Here is an 18,275-nt window from a genome sequence, read left to right on the forward strand (position 1 = left end):
GCTTAAACACCATTGTTAGCCTTTGGCGCTCCAAGGACTCGGTACTGGCGACTTGCTAAGTCTTACCAGACTGGATTCCCACCAGTTATATATTTGGCACCGAACTGGCGCACACCTCCTGCACACATATTATAATGAGAGCGTGCATAAATCAATCGACTAGCAGTAGAATTGCAGAATATTAGCACATAATTCATCAAATAATCTCCCCATCATGATTATTTCTATAAAGTTATATTCGAATATTTTTTAAGCCATACTATGGAATAATTAAATCGGCAACTTATAACTATGACGGAAAAAACCAGCCTTCCGAAACTTAGAAAAGATCACTTGCTATAGAATTGTAATTTGCTTCTTCTTTGACCCCTTATAAACATAAAAGCTGAACAAACAGGATTTTTCGTCCTACTTGTTCAGCTCTTATTCTACTACCTATAAATCAATTCTTTTAACACAATCTCTTCTGCTGCATTCCGGATGTTATTTACAACTCCAACCCACACCATCTGATCACGAGCTTTCAATTCTTCCGTAACGCCTTGCTTCTCCATCATCTGACGCACCAGAATACCCATCCTCTCCTGTGCTTCATCATCCACAGCATTCAGATGTTTTGTCAATCTGTCTTCCAACATATACAGAGAATACATTGCCGGACGATGCTCTTTCAGATACGTTTTCCGCAGCATTCCATATTTCCCATAATGCGGTTCTTCATCTGTACTGACAAGATTCGGATAGTAAATTCCGTCTGCTCCCAGTGTGTAGGTTCCACCCATTTTTTCAAATGTGCTTTTCATGTGTTATTCCTCCTTGAAATCAGCGATATCTTTAGATCATCGCAAAATATTTCAGGGCAGCCTTGATAGCATCTTCTTTCTCTTTCGGACACTGTGGCACTTTTGGATTTTCTGTCTTTGGCAGATTATAGTTCTCTCCTACTTCGATTCCACATTTCCTTTTGATTTGAGAAATATATAAATTTGAAACCTTCAAGCCAAATTCTTTCAGCACATAATCTTTGATTTCCTGATAGGTCGCTTTCGTCTCTGCACTGGTTGCATCCAGCTCATCTAAGTCTAAGTCGATCTCTATCGTATCATCTGGTTTTTGTTGGGACAAAAGAACAACCGTCTCAACGGTTGTTTCAGTTTCCAAGGGAAGTTCTTTCACTTCCTCACCATCAACAGGCACAGGAAAATTGAATACGATCTTCTTTATCCAACTACCGTCTTTTCTCTTTTCCGGGAACATCTCAATTCGCTCAATAAAGGCTTTCATAAACTCTTTCTGCTCCGCTTCTGTTGCGGAATGGTAGACTTCATCAAATGCCAGTAAGAGCCGATAAATGTTATCGCCAGAGATTTTCTCCTGCTGGATGCTGCGTATCTGTCCTTGCAGTTCGGCAATCTGAACTTCAATTTCCTCTATGATATCATACTGCTCATCATAGCGGCGCTGCAAGTCCAAAATCTTTCTGTCATAGTGGGCATCATTGAGGTCCAAGGTATCCATCTGACGCTCCAAGCGGCTTTTCGTTCCAAAGGCTTGCTTTAGCCGCCCTTGTAGGACAGCAATCTGCTTTTCCATATCTTCTGTATCAACTGCTGTTCCGATTTTCGCCTGAATCGCTTCTACAAACCGTGGATTATTGACCATAGCGGAGATAACCTTCGCCACAAATTTGTTGATTTCCGTCTGCTCAATATTCAGACGGAAGCTGCACTCATGCCCGGTAGGTGTAACCGTATTTTTGCAGTAGTAATAATACCGGGTTTTCTTATCCTTACTGTGCGCCTTGGCGATATTGCCGTACATACTCTTGCCGCAGCATGGGCATTTCAAGATACCGGACAGGATGTGGGCGTGGTCTGGATTATTGACCTTTTCCCGCTTAAAGGAATTGACCTTGCGCTTTTCCTGTGCCAGATACCAATCTTCTTCGGAAATGATAGCTTCGTGCTGTCCTTCATAAACCGGGAACTCCGACTGCTCAACCACATGCATCTCGTTTCTTGTACCCTGTTTCTTTTCTGTTCTTCGTCTGCCGTAAGCAATCTTTCCCATATAAACAGGATTGTACAATACATTTTTCACAAAATCTCTTGAAAATCCCGGAATGGTATTATTCTGTCTTAGTTTCTTAGTATAACCATTGCGGTTCAGATATTTTGCAACTCCTGCAACACCCTCGTTTGTATGAATATAACGATCATAGATTACTCGGATAACTTCTGCTTCATCTTCGGCAATAACAAGTTCACCATTATCCAGTTTATATCCATAAGGTGCAAATCCGCCGTTCCATTTGCCCTCACGAGCCTTTTGTTCCCGTCCTGCCATTGTTTGTGTGCGGATATTCTCTCGCTCGATTTCTGCCACCGCAGACAGCACAGAGATCATCAGCTTTCCTGCATCCTTGGAGCTGTCAATGCCATCCTCCACGCAGATCAGATTGACACCGAAATCCTGCATGAGTTGCAAAGAGTTCAGAACGTCCGCTGCATTTCTGCCAAATCGGGACAGCTTAAAGACCAACACATAAGAAACATCATCTTTGCCGTCCTGGATGTCATTCAGCATCCGTTGAAACTCCTGCCGCCCTTGAATGTTCTTTCCAGAAAAGCCCTCGTCAGAATACTCCCCGGCAACGATCATATCCTCGTATGCCGCATACTTCCGCAGCTTGTCACGCTGGGCATCCAAGCTGTATCCGTCAACCTGCATCGAGGTGGACACTCTTGTATAAAGATAGCATTTAAGTTGTTTCTTTTTCAGAATCTCCACCTCCCTCATTCCTTCCTTTTACCATAAGTCCCTCGTTGCGGATATAATACTCCAAAAGCCACAGCACATAATCCGGTGCATGGCGGTTGTCCAATTCCCATTCAGTCATAGTCCGGTAAGGAATATGGACGAGCTTGCAAAAATCTTTCCGATTCAGTCCTGTGCTTTCCCGCAACTTTATAATTCTGTTTTTACAATCCATCCGTCTTTTCTCCACAAAAGCAAAAAATACACGTTGCGTAATCATTATAGCATAGCCATAGTGAATACGCAACGTGTAAATTGCAAATTTTACGCAGCCTTATCCGTCAGAAGCTGCGCTTGATTACTTTCCTCGGAATACTCCACTTCCTGCGGAGCGTCCTGTTCCAATTTATCCAAAACCTGATGTCCATATTTCTGGAGCATCTGGCTCATAACATCCACACAGCGGTCAAATGCCGCATTATATTTCGCTTCTTCATAATATTTCTTCAATAGGCGATTCCTCCATCAAAGTTCCATATCCTGTCCACGCTTCCGGGCAGGGTGTTCGTGTTCCTGTGTTTCCTTTCCTCTGATGAGGATAGAATTGATAAAAGCCCGAACCTTTTCGGATGCGATTTCCAGTGCATCCAGAAAGGGTTGGGCTTTCTGTTTGAGTTTCATATATTTTTCGCTTACCGCTTCATACCGCTGCTTCCAGATGGAAACCGTCTTTTCTGCGGAAGCCAATTTTTCTTTCAGTCGCTTGTTGTCAGCATTGGCAATAATACCATTGACCGCATAGTGTTTGAGCGTGTCGCATTCATCCGGAGTCAGCACAACATTGTTTCAATCTCCTGCACCGTCAGAGCAACGGTCTTTGCTGTTTTGGTTTCCTTTTGCAGAGCTTCCAGTTTCTGTTTCTGCTTCTCCGTGGCAGCTTTGGCATTCTCCAAACCCCGCTCCACCTGTGCCACCTGTCCGGCCACAGTTTCCAGCCGCTGCTGTTCTGCCTGCACCTTGAACTGGGTCACAGTCAGATGTTCCTCGGTACTGCCACGCTCTCCACGCTCCAGATCGGTATATCCGGCAACTCGCATGAAATGAAAAAAGTCATCCTGCAACACACTGTAGGATGACCTCAAAATCTTTTTTCCTCTTGCGTTCAACATTGGATTACCGTCCTCGTCAAGCACCGGCTTAGACTCCCATTTCTTACTGCGGCTGACCTGTGTGATGACCTCCTTAACGGTTCCCCGGAGGGCTTCATCCTTGCATCGCTTCGACCAAAGGATCTGCTTTTCCACCACCGGGATATAAACCACATGAAGATGATAGTGGTACACATCCTCGCCCAGAGCTTCGGACATTGCCCGGTTGCGCTCATCGGCGTGCATCACAGCGGAGAGGATATACTGCTCACCGCCTACAATCTCCACGGCGGCTTTGTAAGCATCAGCATAAAACTGTTTTGCAAATTCATAGCCGCCATGATTGTAGAAATAAGCAGAGTTCACATCAGATACTAACTCGCCGTATTTGACGGCATCCGGTTTCAGACCTCTGGTGGAAATTACGCCGTCCTGTTCCATCTGCTCAAACGTTTTTACATAATCGTCCGTGGGTGCTTTGAAATGAACGTTCAGAGAAGTGCGTTCCGGCACGATGTCCTGATTGCTGTAGCTGTCCTTTTCACGCTCATTGTGTTCCTGTACCTTAGCCACATCTGCCGGGGTTTCCAAGTCCTGATTTCTGGCTACGGTACGGTCTATTCCATCATTTCTTGCCATAGAATTTTTGTCCTTTCTTTGAGATTTGCAGACAGCGGAGAACTACGGAGAGGCACTTTTTCAAAGTGTAATAACCCACTATGACACTTTCATCCATACTGGCTGCAAAGTGCCGTGGGCTCTCCGAGGGCTCTCCCGAGGGGGAATGCGGTCACTGCGGTGACCTCTGCTGAACTGCCCGAAAACTGTCTGCATCGTTTTCTGTTGTTCAGCCCGGATAGCTGCTGTTTTGCGAAACACCACCCATCCCGGCGGCAGTGAAAATCAAATCTTTCACTGCAATAGAAACAGCCCAAATAAAGGAAATGAGCTGTTTCTATCACAAGCGTTTCACGCTCTTTTGCTGCGTACATACGTACCAGCCAATGGGATTTACTCGACCTGCCGCCATTCCTCCGGAATGTCCTCCGGTACGTACGTACACGGCGAATCTCCGTAAAACCCATTTATATGAGGTCGTGCAATGGCTTCCACTCCCATGAATCCCCAAACCCGCCGTCCGGCAGAGTTGGTGATATTGTTGCAATGTTCCAGATTAAATTTCTTGGCATTGGCAATCATGGCGTCGCTGAAGCTGCGGGCTTTCAGCGGTGCAAGGGAATTTTCTTCGCACCACATCCGGTAGATTTCATAGAAATCCTTGGAACTGATGGACGCATCCGCTTTACGCTGGATGTATCCCTCGGAATCCATGAAATCAAAGATATTGTTGTTGTCACGCTTGACCGCTTCCCGGTTTTCCCGGATACGCTCACTCTCCGTAAACTTAAAGTTGTTGGCAACAAGCCGCTGTAAGCCTTCAAATGCCCACAGGAAGATACCCTCGGCTTCAGCTTTCATCTTCTCCGCAAGGTCGGGATCGTCAGCTCTGTCCACTGGCTTTTCCTTGGTGGTCAGCACAAGCTGTCTGCGATAAAATCCGTCACTGCGGTCATACAAGGCTTGCAGATCACCGTTGCTGAATGCCAGCAATCGGGCGAACATCCAACCCTGATAACTCTGCTTGCCTTTGCGTTCCAAATCCATCTTGCCCTGTGCGGTGACAATGGATTTTACATAGTTGGTCTGGCGCAGAGCTTCCATCCGCATATCATCATCCACGCACAGGAGAATGTGTTCCAAATCGGCACGGGCGAAGCGGTTTTCAGAAATCTTGCCGATGCTGCCGTCTTTCATATTCGTGCCGAAGATGGTAGACAGTACCGCACCGATTTGAGATTTACCCTCGCCGCCGTTGCCTTTAATCACCATCATGCGCTGCCCCTTGTTGGAGGGAATCAGGCAATAGCCGATAAACTCCTGCAAAGTTGGAATGTCCTCGGCGTAAAGCAACCCATCCAGAAAGTTCAGCCAGATCACCGGCGCAGTAGCATCGGGATTGTAAGCAACCGGCAAACGGCTCCGCACGATAGCCGGTCTGCCCTCGGTAAATGTGCCGTTCAATAGCAGCGTACCGTTGGACAAATGAATCCGATCCTGCTCCGGTGGAAAGTCCGGCACTTGCGCTTCCAGTTTCAGCACTTCCAGAATGTTGGTGATCTTCCGGGGGATATTGTTTACGGCACAGAATTTCAGCTTGTCGTAAATCTCCCCACGCAGAGGAAGATCGTCCGTCACTCGACCATCGGGCGTGAAAAAAGCTCCGTTTGCGAAGATGATCCTGCGCTCTTGCAGAAATTCTTCACAAAACAGAGCTTCGTTGATGTTCTGCCCGTCAAACCACATGGGCAAGTTCATATCAGGCGTTTTCCGGTTCTTCGCCATGGTGCGCCACCTCCTTTTTCTTTCGTGCGGTATACTCTTGCAGAAAAGCAATTTTGCCGTCCTGCATCAGCTTGTCCACCAATGCCACCCGTTCTTCCAGATCACCCACCGTCAGCACATCTGCCATATATTCGATATGGCAGTGCATCTGGCAGGCTTCCACAAAACGGTCATCCAGAGCATCTTCCGGTGTCTTGGGAGCATAGCGCACTTTCCAATCTTCCAACAGATGCAAATAATCCGTCAGCACCCGGAAGCACAGCATTTCATCCTCCCGGAACTGACGGATATAGGGACGCTTTGGCTTGACCATAGCTGCGGCAGTGGGCGGTTTCGGGTCAAGCCCGAAGTCCAAAGCCAGCTTTTGCGCTGCTTCATAACTGCTCAGATTGAACAGCCTTGCCACAAGGTCGATCACATCCCCTTTGGCTCCGCAGCCGAAGCAGAAAAAATAGTCCTCATTCAGCTTCAAGCTCGGATGCCTGTCGTTGTGGAACGGGCAGCAAGCCATGCCGTTGCGGTTGACATTCAGCCCGTAGTGTTTGGCGGCTTGCTTCACGCTGATTGCCGCCTTGATGGTTTCATAGATCGTCATAGAAAACCTCCGTTCATAGTATTCAGAAAGCACGAAACACCCACCGTGATTGGCAGGTGTTTGGCTCTTTCTACTATGGTTATGCCGGATTTTTCAAAAAACAGGCTAATCGGAGGACAACCCCGTTTCAAAAAACAGGACAACTTATTGATAGATGTAGATTTCCTTACATTAGCATGATACAATTAAGAAAGTAAAAAAAACGGGACAGGAGGGGCAAGCATGAACCAAGAACTGATGACATTGGACTTTTGGCAGGATACGGTCATATATGAGGGAAAAACACTTCCTGTCGGCACTCTTGCCTGTGATGCGCTGAATGTCCCTGCGGATACCATTGCAAAGATGAACGAGCAATGCGAGAAAATCAATCTGCTGCTTGGAATATTAAACGCCGGACAGGATGCTTCTGCACTCTGTCCTATTGCAAGGGAAGCTACTCTGGCGATGTTGGATATTCTCAGCGAAACTCCGCCGTTCTCCTATCTGGATATATCAAAGCACAGAGAACGGATTGAAAAAGTCTTTACTGTAGACAATGCGCTGAAATATGTGGAGTTTGCCATAAAAGCCGCAACCAATTCTTTGCAATTTGAAGAAATCCAGAACTTTGCCGATGCGATGATGCTCCAACGCTATACCGCAGTTTTCGGGCATCTATCATACTCCCTTGGGGAATACCAAACGGCTATGCTTGATTTTGCAGAAAAAACAGACGGCAACGAAGCAGACCGCACCGCAGAGGGTTTTGCAAAAATGTTCGGCAGCTATTTCCCGCCGGAGTTTTCCATCACGGAAGGCAATGCCTGGATGTCTACCCTGAACAATTCCGTTCAGTATGTATCCGTCATCCGTCCCGGCGAGGATGTAGCAAAGCTGGTCAAGCGGATGCACTATGTATCCTTTGTGGGGATGTTCCGGTCTGATCTTTTTGAGGGCTTATGTGTTGGTCATGCACCGAAGAAATGCAAAATCTGCGGCAAGTGGTTCCTCACCACCAACGCAAGGCACACCAAATACTGCGGCGGCTATGCACCGGGGGACAAGCTGCACCGTACTTGCCGGCAGATCGGCAATCTAAAAGGCAGAGAACAGCGAGAGCTTGCAGACGATCATCCGATTATCCAGATATATGAAAAGAGGCTGAACACCATAAATCGCTATGTAAAGCGTGGTACTCTGGACGCTGACCTTGCGGAGGTCATGAAGAAACTGGCAAAAGATAAAGAACTCCGGGCAAAAAGTGATGTTGCTTATGCCAAAGGAGCTTATGAAAAAGAAATGGAACAGGCTGCTTTGCTTGCAGAAGCTAAGATACATATTTAGTGGGGGAACAATATGAAACAAATATATGTGCATGGATTAGGACAAACATCTGACAGTTGGACAAAAACAATAGATATCTTGCAAACTACTGATTACAGCTTGTGTCCGAATCTTCCTGATTTAGTTCATAGCAAAGAAGTGACCTATGATAATCTATATGCTGCATTTTCAGATTACTGCAATCAATATGATGAGCCTATTGATTTGTGCGGTTTATCGCTTGGGGGCGTATTAGCTCTGAACTATGCTATACAATATCCGAAAAAAGTTCGCTCCTTGGTACTTATCGCCACACAATATAAAATGCCCAAGAAGCTTCTGAAATTTCAAAATCTTCTCTTTAGATTTATGCCTAAATCCATGTTTCAACAAATGGGATTTAGAAAAGCTGATTTCTTACTTCTATGCGAAACCATGATGGAGTTGGACTTTAACAACTCTCTGCACAAAATATCATGCCCTACACTATTGTTATATGGCGAGAAAGATACTGCGAATAAAAATGCTTCTATTGAATTGGCAGAATTGCTTAAGAACGTGGAATTAAAAACGATTATTGGTGCCGGACATGAAGTTAATATTGAATCACCGCAGGAATTGGCAGAAATACTTCATGCTTTTTATGAAAGAATGTCTTAAGGGATTCTTATAGAAATGAGAAGGGAGGTGCGCTATGCTGAGTGATTTTTCATGGGACATGACCGGATACATACCAAAACACGCTGTCAATCCGCACGGTGACGGCATCATTCCTTATGCGGCAGAGCGCATCTTTCAACTGGAACCGGAGCCTCCAGCGGTGGGCAATCTGAACGAATATATCCTGTCTGCCTTGCAGGAAAAGAATTTGATATATTTCTCATTCTTCCTACACCACTACGAGCCGCAGCTTAACAAGCGCATCAAAGACTTTCTCGGTGTGGATGGCGGCGATCTGTATGACACAGACCGATTTATAGATATAAAGCTCTCCTGCCGGGAGCAAATGCTCCAAAAGCTGATGGACTATGACCTTACCAAGGGCGCAGAGTATGCTACATACATCTATCCGTTCATCCGGGATGATATGCTCCGTTTTCGCATGGGCGAAGAAAAATGGTCGGTGTCCTCTCTGACCAATTACAAAATGGTGCGGTCAATGGCTTGGCTGTACCACAATACCAAGGATGCGGTCAACGAATTTTCCAAGAAATACAACTGCGATCTTGCCCTTGCGGAAGAATATCTGAAAGTTGTCCGTGGAATCCGCAATCAGCAGCCTTTCTATGTCACAGACGAGGACGGCGAAGAAACAGGCGAGGATGTAGCCCTTGACGATAGCTGGAACTATACCGATATCCTCTGGAACGGCATACAGGCAGAAAAGGTGCAGCGGGCATTTGAGAAACTGAATTACCGGGAACAGACCTTGCTCGAAAAACGGTTAGCAATTTGCATGACCTGTGGGCGTGTCAGCTCATGGAAAGACCGCCCCACCTTTGAAAAACTGGCGGTCATGTTTGAGGGCAGTACAGCCAGCGGTGCAGAACGAGCCTACCGAAAAGCAGTGGACAAGTTGACGGAATTGTTGGTTGCCGAGGGCGCAATCCATGCAGTCCGGCTAAAACAGAAATCCAAGATCAAGCGAAAAAAGAAAATCGCCGCCGCAATCTACGAATATCAGGCAGACTGCGACGGCGAATGGGGCGAAATATCATTAGATTTTGAGAACGGCAAGGCAGAGGTCATTTTGCTTGCCGATTGGGATACAGTGAAAACAAACAAATTTGCAAGCAGAGCAATCGCCTATCTTCTGAACTGTGAGAACGAAAAATTACCCAAGGAAATAATGGTGGCCTTTGAATAACGAGGGAGTGAGATACATGGAACAATTATTGATTATTGAAGATGATATAGGGTTGAATCAGGGTTTAAGTAAAGCACTGAAAGCAGATGACCGTCAGATCATTTCCTGCCAAGACCTAAAAGCGGCGAAGGAACAGCTGCTTTGCGGCGGTGTATCCCTGATCCTGCTGGATATCAATCTGCCGGATGGCAGTGGGCTTGAGCTGCTTCGGGAGGTCAAGGAAAACCTGCCCGGAATTCCTGTTATTCTGCTGACTGCCAACGACACCGATCTGGACATCGTAGACGGACTGGAGAGAGGCGCTGATGATTATATTACCAAGCCCTTTTCTCTTTCGGTTTTGCGTGCAAGGGTGAATACCCAACTGCGAAAGCAAGCGTCAAACCATAAAAATGCGCTGTTCCATATGGATCTATTTCACTTTGACTTTGAGGCTATGACCTTTTATGTGGGAGATTCAAAAGTTGAATTGAGCAAAACAGAACAAAAATTACTGCGTCTGCTTGTTGAAAACCGAGGCCGAACCATGACCCGTGGAGACCTTGTCGACCGGATCTGGACAGATGGCGCAGAATATGTGGATGAAAATGCTTTGTCTGTTACGATCAAGCGTCTGAGGGATAAGCTTGGCGCACAGAAATACATTAAAACCATCTACGGAATCGGTTATAGCTGGGTGACAAAAGATGAATAAAACCGGCATTGTGATCATACTGCTATGTTTTCTGGCGGCGATAGCTGCTGTATTATGGGAGCGGAGGAAGACCAGAAAAACGATGGAAGAAATCGAAAGGATGCTGGACGCTGCCATGACCGGCTCCTTTTCTGAAACCAATTTTGATGAAAGCCGGCTATCTGCTTTGGAAACAAAGTTTGCACACTATCTTTCCGCAGCAGAAGCATCTTCTCGAAATGTAGCGCAGGAAAAAGACAAAATCAAAACCTTGATTGCGGACATCTCGCACCAGACAAAAACGCCGATTGCAAACCTGCTGTTATACAGCGAGCTTCTGAAGGAGGAAACTCTGCCTGCATCGGCGAAGGCAAATGTGGAGGCGCTGTACAAACAATCGGAAAAGCTGCGATTTTTGATCGATTCTCTCGTAAAGCTTTCCAGACTGGAAAATGGGATCATTTCACTCACCCCTCAGCAAGCAGCGCTACAGCCGCTGCTTGAAAGCGTAGTAGAACAATATGCCGCCAAGGCTTCTGAAAAAGGATTGTCTTTGCGACTGCAGGATACCGATGCTTTTGCTGTATTCGACTTCAAATGGACAGCGGAAGCGCTGGCGAATATCGTAGACAATGCCATCAAATATACAGAGCATGGCACAATCAGGATTTCTGCCGTAAGTTACGAAATGTTTGCAAGGATCGATATATCGGATACCGGTTCAGGCATACCGGAAACTGAGCAAGCGAAGATATTTGCTCGCTTTTACCGCTCAAAGGCGGTTCAGGAGCAGGAAGGGGTCGGCATCGGCTTATACCTTGCCCGACAGATCATATCCGGCGAGGGAGGTTATATCAAGATTGCTTCCGTTCCGGGAAAAGGAAGTACGTTTTCCATATTTCTGCCGAAATAACAACAATTCTATCAAAACTGTTAGATTTCATTTTCCGCCGGAAAGAATGTGGAAAGATTCCTATGCGATAATCTGTATGTATCAAAGGATGATTTCCTTTCATACATACAGATTTTTTCATGGAGGTACTCATTTATGGATGTTTTACAGGCAAAAGACCTGAAAAAGATTTATGGCTCCGGCAATAACGCAGTTCATGCGTTGGATGGAGTTGATTTAAGTGTAAAGAAAGGCGAATTTGTTGCAATTGTCGGCACATCCGGCTCCGGCAAATCCACGCTGCTGCACATGCTGGGCGGGCTGGATCGCCCTACAAGTGGCACGGTCATGGTGGACGGACAGGATATTTTCTCCCTGAAGGAGGAAGCGCTGACCATCTTCCGCCGCAGGAAAATCGGCTTTGTGTTCCAAGCATATAATCTTGTTCCGGTGCTGAATGTGTATGAAAATATTGTTCTACCCATTGAGCTGGACGGTGGCAAGGTCAATAAGGATTTCGTACAGCAGATTGTACAGACACTTGGGCTGGATGATCGTCTGGATGCGCTGCCCAATCAGCTCTCAGGCGGTCAACAGCAGCGGGTAGCCATTGCCCGTGCGCTGGCGGCAGCACCCGCTATCATTCTGGCAGATGAACCCACCGGCAATCTGGATTCCAAAACCAGCCAGGATGTATTGAGCCTTTTGAAAGTCACCAGTCAAAAGTTCGCCCAGACAATCGTAATGATCACTCACAACGAAGAAATTGCGCAGATGGCAGACCGCATTATCCGTATCGAAGATGGTCGGATCGTCTCCCAGAACTAACGGGAGGTGGCTGCGATGAATGTCAAAAACAGAAAATGTATTCGAAAACTCAGCTTAAAATCTCTTTATGCGAACCGTCGCCGCAATCTGATCGCTATTTTTGCCATTGCGCTGACAACGCTGCTATTTACGTCCATGTTCACCATTGTCTTGTCGTTGAACGCCAGCTATGAAACCTACCAGTTTCGGCAGGTAGGCGGCTATGCACACGGCACCTTTAAGGATGTTTCCCCCGAGCAGGCGGAACGCATCGCTGCCCACCCAAAGGTGAAGGCTACGGGGGTACGGAAGGTAATCGGTATCACTGCGGAGGGGGTCTTTGCCAAAATACCGGCAGAGATCAGCTACATGGATGCCAACTGCACTAAATGGAGCTATGCAACCCCTACTATCGGACGGATGCCCGAAAGCGGCAAAGAGGTAGCCATGGATACGGCAGCGTTGCAGCTGCTTGGTGTGACGCCGGAGTTGGGCGCAGAGGTCACGGTTTCCTATTCCATCACGGACAAGGATCAAACCGCCTTTGCTGTAACGGACACCTTTACGCTGGTAGGCTATTGGGACTATGATGAACTAATGCCTGTTCACTACATCAACATCAGCCGTGATTACGCAGATGACATCGAAGCGCAGGCAGTGAAAACAGGGTTACAGCCCTTCCGCACCGATTTGAATGTCATGATGGCTTCCAGTACAAACATTCAAGGGCAGATGGAGCAGGTGGATACCGATCTCGGCTACACATGGGACAGCTATACCGATCCCAACAGCGTTCGAATCGGCGTCAACTGGGGATATACCTCATCCCAGCTGGAGTCGCAGCTCGATCCGGAACTTGTGATCGCCATAGCAGCTTTTTTGCTGCTGGTGATTTTCACCGGGTATCTTATCATCTATAACATTTTCCAGATCTCTGTTGCGGGGGATATCCGGTTTTACGGGCTTCTGAAAACCATTGGCACAACGCCCCGGCAGCTCAAACGCATCATTCGCCAGCAGGCACTTCTGCTTTGTCTGATCGGCATTCCGGCGGGGCTGCTGTTGGGCTATGGCATTGGCGCTGTTCTGGTGCCTGTTGTCTTGCGCTCCACCCAGTTGGATGCAGGCATCACCACCATCAGCACTTCGCCTGTGATCTTTGTTGGCTCCGTGCTGTTTGCCCTGCTGACGGTGCTTTTGTCCTGCTCCAAGCCCGGGAAAATGGCAGCCAGGGTTTCTCCGGTGGAGGCTACCAAATATACGGATGCAATGCAGACCAAGAAAAAACAGCGCAGCACCCGGGGAGCGAAGCTCCATCAGATGGCCTTTGCCAATCTGGGACGAAACAAAAAAAAGACGGTGCTGGTGGTGGTGTCTCTGGCACTGTCGGTGACGCTGTTCAATGCGCTGTGTGCCTTTGTGGGCGGCTTCAGCATGGAGAAGTATGTATCCTTCATGACCTGCGCCGATTTTATCGTCAGCACGCCCGACTATTTCCGTTACAACCCGGCAGATGAATTCATCACGCCGGAACAGATTGAAGAGATCGCAGCAAACACAAAGGCCAGTCTTTCCGGCACGGGATATGCTGTGCGAAAACCCGCATATCTGTGGATGACGGAGGATGCTCTGCGGCAGGACTATGCAAGGTACGAAAGTGCTGAGCAGTTGGACAGCCATATGAGCCGTCTGGAGCACCGGGGCAATATGGTGATGGGAGATACCAGAATCGAGGCTCTGGATAACAGTCTGTTTGACAAGCTGCAAGTGCTCGACGGAGATATTTCTCCTATGCTGGAGCCAAACAATAACGCTATTGCCATTGCGGTTTCTTTGGATGATTACGGCAATCTGCTCAATCCTGAATACTACCCCAAGGTGGGGGACACGATTACCGCTACCTATGCGGATGATGTGAAATATATCGACAGCCGCACCGGGGAACTCCGCACCGAAGATACACCGGAGGAGTACTTTCAGGCAAAATTGTATGGAGCCAGAGATGTAGAGTACACGGTCTGCGCCTTGGTAGAACTTCCGAATTCCATGAGTTATCGTTATGGTGGTATTGGATATGACGCAGTTTTGTCTGTGGACACCGCACAGAGGGACAGCGGTGGTGCAGCCATTCCGATGCTCTACCTGTTCGACACAGCGGACGAAGTTGACGAGGCCGAAGCAGAGCAATATCTATCGAAGCTCACTGCCGGTGAGTTTTCGCCCTTGATGTATGAAAGCAAGGCCACGGCTCGCTCTGAATTTGCTCAGTTCCGGCAGATGTTCCTTCTGATAGGTGGTATCCTCTGTGCTATCATTGGGCTGGTGGGACTCTTAAATTTCTTCAACGCCATGATGACCGGTATTCTTTCCCGCCGCCGTGAATTTGCTGTGCTTCAGGCTGTAGGAATGACAAACCGGCAGCTCAAAACCATGCTGATCTATGAGGGGTTGTTTTACGCAATGTCCTCCGTAGCGGCGGCCTTTATTTTGTCGCTGGCGGTGGGACCTCTTGCGGGAAAAATGCTGGGCAGTATGTTCTGGTTCTTTGAGTATCGATTCACCATTCTGCCTGTCCTGCTGACAATTCCGGTATTTCTTCTGCTGGGGTGGCTGATTCCTTGCATGATGTATGACAACGCAGCGAAATGCAGTGTTGTAGAGCAATTAAGGGATGCTCAATAACTGTTAAGCAAAAAACGGCCCTCTGCCAATGAAAAGGCAGAGGGCTGAGTTTTAATCTAAGGGTTTACATTCAGTTACAGTTTTTAGATAAATTTCGGGGTTTCCGTTCAATATCAAGTCTGCATATCCAATCGGGTCATTGTAGATTAGATAGTCCAGCTCTGACCGCTGATACATATTGTCAGCAACCTCATTCTCCACGGCTATTGTATCAATAGCAATCATACTGCCATCTAAGAATTTCAGTTCCACACAGGCATTATCCATGTTGAACTCACAAGAAATCAACCTATCCATAAGAAACCTCCACTTTGCTGGATGTTAGATCATCCCAAAATATTTGAATGCTTCTCGGATTGCTTTCTCTTTTTCCGGTGGACACTGGGGCTGTCTGGAATCCTCGGACTTCGGCAGATTATAGTTCTTACCAACCCCAATCCCACATTTTCGTTTAATCTGTGAGATATAGAGGTTGGACACCTTTAACCCGGTATGCTCCAACACATACTCCTTGATCTGCGGATAGGTTGCCCCATCCTGAAATTCGGACATATCCATATCTTCCAAAGAGAACTCAACCCGAATCTTTTTCGAGTCGACCTTACCCTTGGAAAGCAAGACAACCGTCTCTACCGACACCGTGTTCGGGAACATGTCTACGGGGCAGACTTTCTTTAACTGGTAGCCGTGGGCGCAGAGGTACTTCAGGTCGCGGGCCAGGGTGGCGCTGTCGCAGCTTACGTAGACCACTCGGTCGGGCTGCATTTCGATGATGGTGGCAAGGAGGGTCTCGTCACAACCTTTGCGGGGCGGATCCACTACGATCACATCGGCGCGCTCGCCTGTGCGAGCGTACTGCTCCGGCAAAACCTCTTCGGCTTTTCCTACAAAGAATTCTGTATTGGTAAAGCCGTTCAGCTTGGCGTTTTCTTTGGCATTCTCAATAGCTGCAGGAATAATCTCCACGCCTCTTACCATCTTCGCCTTCTGTGCCAGGAACAGGGAAATGGTTCCGATTCCGCAGTAAAGATCCCATACGGTTTCATTACTGGTAAGGTCTGCGTATTCCAGTGCCTTTCCATAAAGCCGTCCCGTCTGGTAAGGATTTACCTGGAAAAAGGACAGCGGCGAAATCTGATAGGAAATCTCCCCAATCTTATCTGTAATGTAAGGCTTGCCCCAAAGCAGCCGCACTGTTTCCCCAAGGATCACGTTATTTCGCTTCTTATTCACATTCACCATCACACTTACAGTCTCCGGAATTTCCCGAAGGGATTTCACAAGAGCGTCCTCCCCCGGAAGCTCCTCCCCGTTGATGATCAGACAGACCATCATCTCATCTGTGAAAAAGCCGTAGCGGATCAGCACATGGCGCACCAGCCCTTTGCCTGTGTTCTCGTCATAGGGCTGAATATGGTACTTTTCCATGTGGGAGATCACACGGTCCAGCACCTCTTTATTCTGGGAAACTCCAAGAGCGCAGTCCCGGTTCTCAATAATGCTGTGAGTCCTTCCTGCATAAAATCCGGTAATAATTCTGCCGTCCTTTGATTTTCCCACAGGAAACTGGGCTTTATTTCGATAGTGGAAAGGCTGCTCCATTCCAAGGATCTCTTCCATGGGAATATCCGTAAAGCCGCCGATCCGTTCCAGGTGTCCCTTTACCTTGCCAGCCTTGAATTCCAGCTGCTTCTCATAAGAAAGAGCCTGCAGCTGACAGCCTCCGCACTGTCTTGCAAAAGCACATTCTGGCTCCACACGGTTTGGTGAGGGTGTAAGGATCTCCTCCAGCCTGCCATATCCGTAATTTTTCTTCGCTTTCATGATCTTTGCGCGAACTGTGTCTCCGATTACCGCATCCTTGACAAAAACGGTGAAGCCATCAGCCTTTCCGATACCTTCACCGTCAATTCCGCAATCTTCAATCTTTAACGTAACAATATCATTCTTACGATACTCCATAAAGATTACCATTCTCCTGTCTTTCTTAAGTTAGATTCAAACAATCTGTTATATCCAAGCCATTCCTTCTTGCTCTTGTCTGCCGCAAAAATCTCGGTAAGGGTCTCCATGCGGGCGTCTGTATTATCTGCAAGGTTTAAGGCAACCGCCTCTACCATAGCAGGCTTCTTCGGGGAACCGTATTCCAGTTCGCCGTGATGGGCCAGAATACAGTGTACCAGCTGGTTCTCAAGATCTTGCGGAAAATCCGGGATCTCCTTAGCCAGATCATGGATCATCTGTGCTCCGATAATAATATGTCCAAGAAGCTGTCCTTCATCTGTGTAGTCATTCATCGGAAAAGAAGAAAGCTCCCTTGTCTTGCCCACATCATGCAGAAGAGCGGCTGTGATCAGCAAATCACGCTTGATCACCGGATAAGCACCTGCCATATAATCACAAAGTCTGGCAACGCTTAAGGTATGCTCCATCAGACCGCCCATAAAACCGTGGTGCACAGTCTTGGCTGCAGAATGCTCCTCAAAGGATTTCAAAAATTCCTGATCCTCCACAAACAGCTTCTTCAGAAGGGTATTCAGATACCCATTCTTCACGGTACCGATCATAGCCGTCAGCTGTGCGTACATATCATCCGTGCTGTTCTCACTTACCGGAAGGTAATCTGCCGGATTGTATTCGCCCTCGCCTGCCTTGCGCACGCGCTTGATATTCAGCTGCATGGCACCTGCAAAGCTAGTCACATCTCCCATGACCTCAATATAATCCAGTGCATCAAAATCGTCGATTCCAAGGGAATTGGGATCCCAGATCTTGCCGTCCATCACTCCGGTTTTATCCTGAAGAATAATATTTTCATAGGGCTTTCCGTTCTTGGTCACAGCCGGCTGCTTCTGCTTGCACAGGTAAATGCCGCTGATCCGGTCACCCTCATGTAACTCGTTCAAAAAACGCATATAATCTCTTTCCTAACCTTTCTAAACACATATACCTCTAAATCATGCTCTGCGCACAGGCGCTCACAATAAAGAATCCGAATCTTTTATAGCATACCAAATATTTATGAACATTTTATGAATTTCTTCCCACTTTTTCCTTTTCAAGCGGGGATAAATCATGTACAATAGGTGTTGCAGCAAAGCTGCCCGCAGAGAGCACATTTCTGATGCTGCCTCTGTGAACAGCGT

18 protein-coding genes are annotated in these 18,275 nt (G+C 47.3%); 7 read left to right on the forward strand and 11 right to left on the reverse strand.

Annotation, left to right across the window (positions count from 1 at the left end; genetic code table 11):
- Nucleotides 1–431: 431 nt before the first annotated feature.
- The 8 genes from H8S54_RS09705 to H8S54_RS09735 all read right to left on the reverse strand — a co-directional run bounded on the left by H8S54_RS09705 (nt 432) and on the right by H8S54_RS09735 (nt 6,903).
- Nucleotides 432–803, reverse strand: a complete 372-nt coding sequence (locus tag H8S54_RS09705) for a TnpV protein (RefSeq protein WP_118253499.1) — start codon at nt 801–803, stop codon at nt 432–434.
- A gap of 31 nt (nt 804–834) precedes the next feature.
- Nucleotides 835–2,781: a recombinase family protein gene (locus H8S54_RS09710; RefSeq protein WP_279288577.1), complete on the reverse strand. Its 1,947-nt coding sequence runs from the start codon at nt 2,779–2,781 to the stop codon at nt 835–837.
- Complete coding sequence (locus H8S54_RS09715) at nt 2,762–2,992, reverse strand: helix-turn-helix domain-containing protein (protein ID WP_015540908.1); 231 nt, start codon at nt 2,990–2,992, stop codon at nt 2,762–2,764. The genes H8S54_RS09710 and H8S54_RS09715 overlap by 20 nt, the downstream gene beginning before the upstream one ends.
- A gap of 89 nt (nt 2,993–3,081) precedes the next feature.
- The gene (locus H8S54_RS09720; protein WP_117526568.1) at nt 3,082–3,267 is read right to left on the reverse strand and encodes a hypothetical protein; all 186 of its coding nucleotides are present in this window, start codon (nt 3,265–3,267) and stop codon (nt 3,082–3,084) included.
- Nucleotides 3,268–3,282: 15 nt separating this feature from the next.
- The gene (locus tag H8S54_RS19560) at nt 3,283–3,594 is read right to left on the reverse strand and encodes a hypothetical protein (RefSeq protein ID WP_330600158.1); all 312 of its coding nucleotides are present in this window, start codon (nt 3,592–3,594) and stop codon (nt 3,283–3,285) included.
- On the reverse strand, nt 3,588–4,544 hold the full coding sequence (locus H8S54_RS09725; RefSeq protein WP_330600159.1) for a plasmid recombination protein: 957 nt from the start codon (nt 4,542–4,544) through the stop codon (nt 3,588–3,590). The genes H8S54_RS19560 and H8S54_RS09725 overlap by 7 nt, the downstream gene beginning before the upstream one ends.
- Before the next feature lie 372 nt (nt 4,545–4,916).
- Entirely contained in the window at nt 4,917–6,308 is a 1,392-nt protein-coding gene (locus H8S54_RS09730; RefSeq protein ID WP_117598360.1) for a DNA primase family protein, read from the reverse strand.
- On the reverse strand, nt 6,283–6,903 hold the full coding sequence (locus tag H8S54_RS09735) for a CHC2 zinc finger domain-containing protein (protein WP_186901402.1): 621 nt from the start codon (nt 6,901–6,903) through the stop codon (nt 6,283–6,285). Before H8S54_RS09735 ends, H8S54_RS09730 begins: the two co-directional genes overlap by 26 nt.
- A 222-nt stretch (nt 6,904–7,125) precedes the next feature.
- On the opposite strand from H8S54_RS09735, the gene H8S54_RS09740 reads away from it, so the two are divergent.
- The 7 genes from H8S54_RS09740 (at nt 7,126) to H8S54_RS09770 (ending at nt 15,129) form a co-directional block, all read left to right on the forward strand.
- A complete protein-coding gene (locus tag H8S54_RS09740; RefSeq protein ID WP_186901403.1) occupies nt 7,126–8,229 on the forward strand; it encodes a DUF6076 domain-containing protein in 1,104 nt (367 codons plus the stop codon).
- A 12-nt stretch (nt 8,230–8,241) separates the two neighbouring features.
- The gene (locus tag H8S54_RS09745; protein WP_055058962.1) at nt 8,242–8,868 is read left to right on the forward strand and encodes an alpha/beta fold hydrolase; all 627 of its coding nucleotides are present in this window, start codon (nt 8,242–8,244) and stop codon (nt 8,866–8,868) included.
- A 34-nt stretch (nt 8,869–8,902) separates the two neighbouring features.
- Nucleotides 8,903–10,075 carry a sigma-70 family RNA polymerase sigma factor gene (locus tag H8S54_RS09750; RefSeq protein WP_186901404.1) on the forward strand — a complete coding sequence of 391 codons (1,173 nt, stop codon included), beginning with the start codon at nt 8,903–8,905 and terminating at the stop codon, nt 10,073–10,075.
- A 16-nt stretch (nt 10,076–10,091) separates the two neighbouring features.
- Nucleotides 10,092–10,769, forward strand: a complete 678-nt coding sequence (locus H8S54_RS09755) for a response regulator transcription factor (protein WP_186901405.1) — start codon at nt 10,092–10,094, stop codon at nt 10,767–10,769.
- On the forward strand, nt 10,762–11,661 hold the full coding sequence (locus H8S54_RS09760; protein ID WP_186901406.1) for a sensor histidine kinase: 900 nt from the start codon (nt 10,762–10,764) through the stop codon (nt 11,659–11,661). Before H8S54_RS09755 ends, H8S54_RS09760 begins: the two co-directional genes overlap by 8 nt.
- A 135-nt stretch (nt 11,662–11,796) precedes the next feature.
- Nucleotides 11,797–12,468: an ABC transporter ATP-binding protein gene (locus tag H8S54_RS09765; protein ID WP_118225235.1), complete on the forward strand. Its 672-nt coding sequence runs from the start codon at nt 11,797–11,799 to the stop codon at nt 12,466–12,468.
- Between the two features lie 15 nt (nt 12,469–12,483).
- Nucleotides 12,484–15,129 (forward strand): ABC transporter permease, encoded by a 2,646-nt coding sequence (locus H8S54_RS09770; RefSeq protein ID WP_186901407.1) that lies wholly within the window; start codon nt 12,484–12,486, stop codon nt 15,127–15,129.
- A 51-nt stretch (nt 15,130–15,180) separates the two neighbouring features.
- Here the strand turns inward: H8S54_RS09770 and H8S54_RS09775 are convergent, their stop codons facing one another.
- Genes H8S54_RS09775 through H8S54_RS09785 form a run of 3 tightly spaced genes read right to left on the reverse strand, consistent with a single transcriptional unit; the run spans nt 15,181 to nt 18,044 of the window.
- On the reverse strand, nt 15,181–15,426 hold the full coding sequence (locus H8S54_RS09775; RefSeq protein WP_055199743.1) for a DUF6061 family protein: 246 nt from the start codon (nt 15,424–15,426) through the stop codon (nt 15,181–15,183).
- A 24-nt stretch (nt 15,427–15,450) separates the two neighbouring features.
- A complete protein-coding gene (gene rlmD / locus H8S54_RS09780; protein ID WP_186901408.1) occupies nt 15,451–17,091 on the reverse strand; it encodes a 23S rRNA (uracil(1939)-C(5))-methyltransferase RlmD in 1,641 nt (546 codons plus the stop codon).
- 5 nt (nt 17,092–17,096) lie between these two features.
- Nucleotides 17,097–18,044: a 3'-5' exoribonuclease YhaM family protein gene (locus tag H8S54_RS09785; protein WP_021925191.1), complete on the reverse strand. Its 948-nt coding sequence runs from the start codon at nt 18,042–18,044 to the stop codon at nt 17,097–17,099.
- Between the last annotated feature and the right edge of the window lie 231 nt (nt 18,045–18,275).

This window comes from Blautia segnis (genome assembly GCF_014287535.1).
Lineage (GTDB): Bacteria > Bacillota > Clostridia > Lachnospirales > Lachnospiraceae > Blautia_A > Blautia_A acetigignens.

What these genes read in the sequence shown, in the direction of transcription:
- H8S54_RS09755 (WP_186901405.1), top strand. Translation starts at nt 10,092, where the DNA reads ATGGAACAATTATTGATTATTGAAGATGATATAGGGTTGAATCAGGGT.
- H8S54_RS09785 (WP_021925191.1), bottom strand. Translation starts at nt 18,044, where the DNA reads ATGCGTTTTTTGAACGAGTTACATGAGGGTGACCGGATCAGCGGCATT.
- H8S54_RS09715 (WP_015540908.1), bottom strand. Translation starts at nt 2,992, where the DNA reads ATGGATTGTAAAAACAGAATTATAAAGTTGCGGGAAAGCACAGGACTG.
- H8S54_RS09770 (WP_186901407.1), top strand. Translation starts at nt 12,484, where the DNA reads ATGAATGTCAAAAACAGAAAATGTATTCGAAAACTCAGCTTAAAATCT.
- H8S54_RS09735 (WP_186901402.1), bottom strand. Translation starts at nt 6,903, where the DNA reads ATGACGATCTATGAAACCATCAAGGCGGCAATCAGCGTGAAGCAAGCC.
- H8S54_RS09745 (WP_055058962.1), top strand. Translation starts at nt 8,242, where the DNA reads ATGAAACAAATATATGTGCATGGATTAGGACAAACATCTGACAGTTGG.
- H8S54_RS09765 (WP_118225235.1), top strand. Translation starts at nt 11,797, where the DNA reads ATGGATGTTTTACAGGCAAAAGACCTGAAAAAGATTTATGGCTCCGGC.
- H8S54_RS09760 (WP_186901406.1), top strand. Translation starts at nt 10,762, where the DNA reads ATGAATAAAACCGGCATTGTGATCATACTGCTATGTTTTCTGGCGGCG.
- H8S54_RS09725 (WP_330600159.1), bottom strand. Translation starts at nt 4,544, where the DNA reads ATGGCAAGAAATGATGGAATAGACCGTACCGTAGCCAGAAATCAGGAC.
- H8S54_RS09750 (WP_186901404.1), top strand. Translation starts at nt 8,903, where the DNA reads ATGCTGAGTGATTTTTCATGGGACATGACCGGATACATACCAAAACAC.
- H8S54_RS09730 (WP_117598360.1), bottom strand. Translation starts at nt 6,308, where the DNA reads ATGGCGAAGAACCGGAAAACGCCTGATATGAACTTGCCCATGTGGTTT.
- H8S54_RS09705 (WP_118253499.1), bottom strand. Translation starts at nt 803, where the DNA reads ATGAAAAGCACATTTGAAAAAATGGGTGGAACCTACACACTGGGAGCA.
- H8S54_RS09775 (WP_055199743.1), bottom strand. Translation starts at nt 15,426, where the DNA reads ATGGATAGGTTGATTTCTTGTGAGTTCAACATGGATAATGCCTGTGTG.
- H8S54_RS09740 (WP_186901403.1), top strand. Translation starts at nt 7,126, where the DNA reads ATGAACCAAGAACTGATGACATTGGACTTTTGGCAGGATACGGTCATA.
- rlmD (WP_186901408.1), bottom strand. Translation starts at nt 17,091, where the DNA reads ATGGAGTATCGTAAGAATGATATTGTTACGTTAAAGATTGAAGATTGC.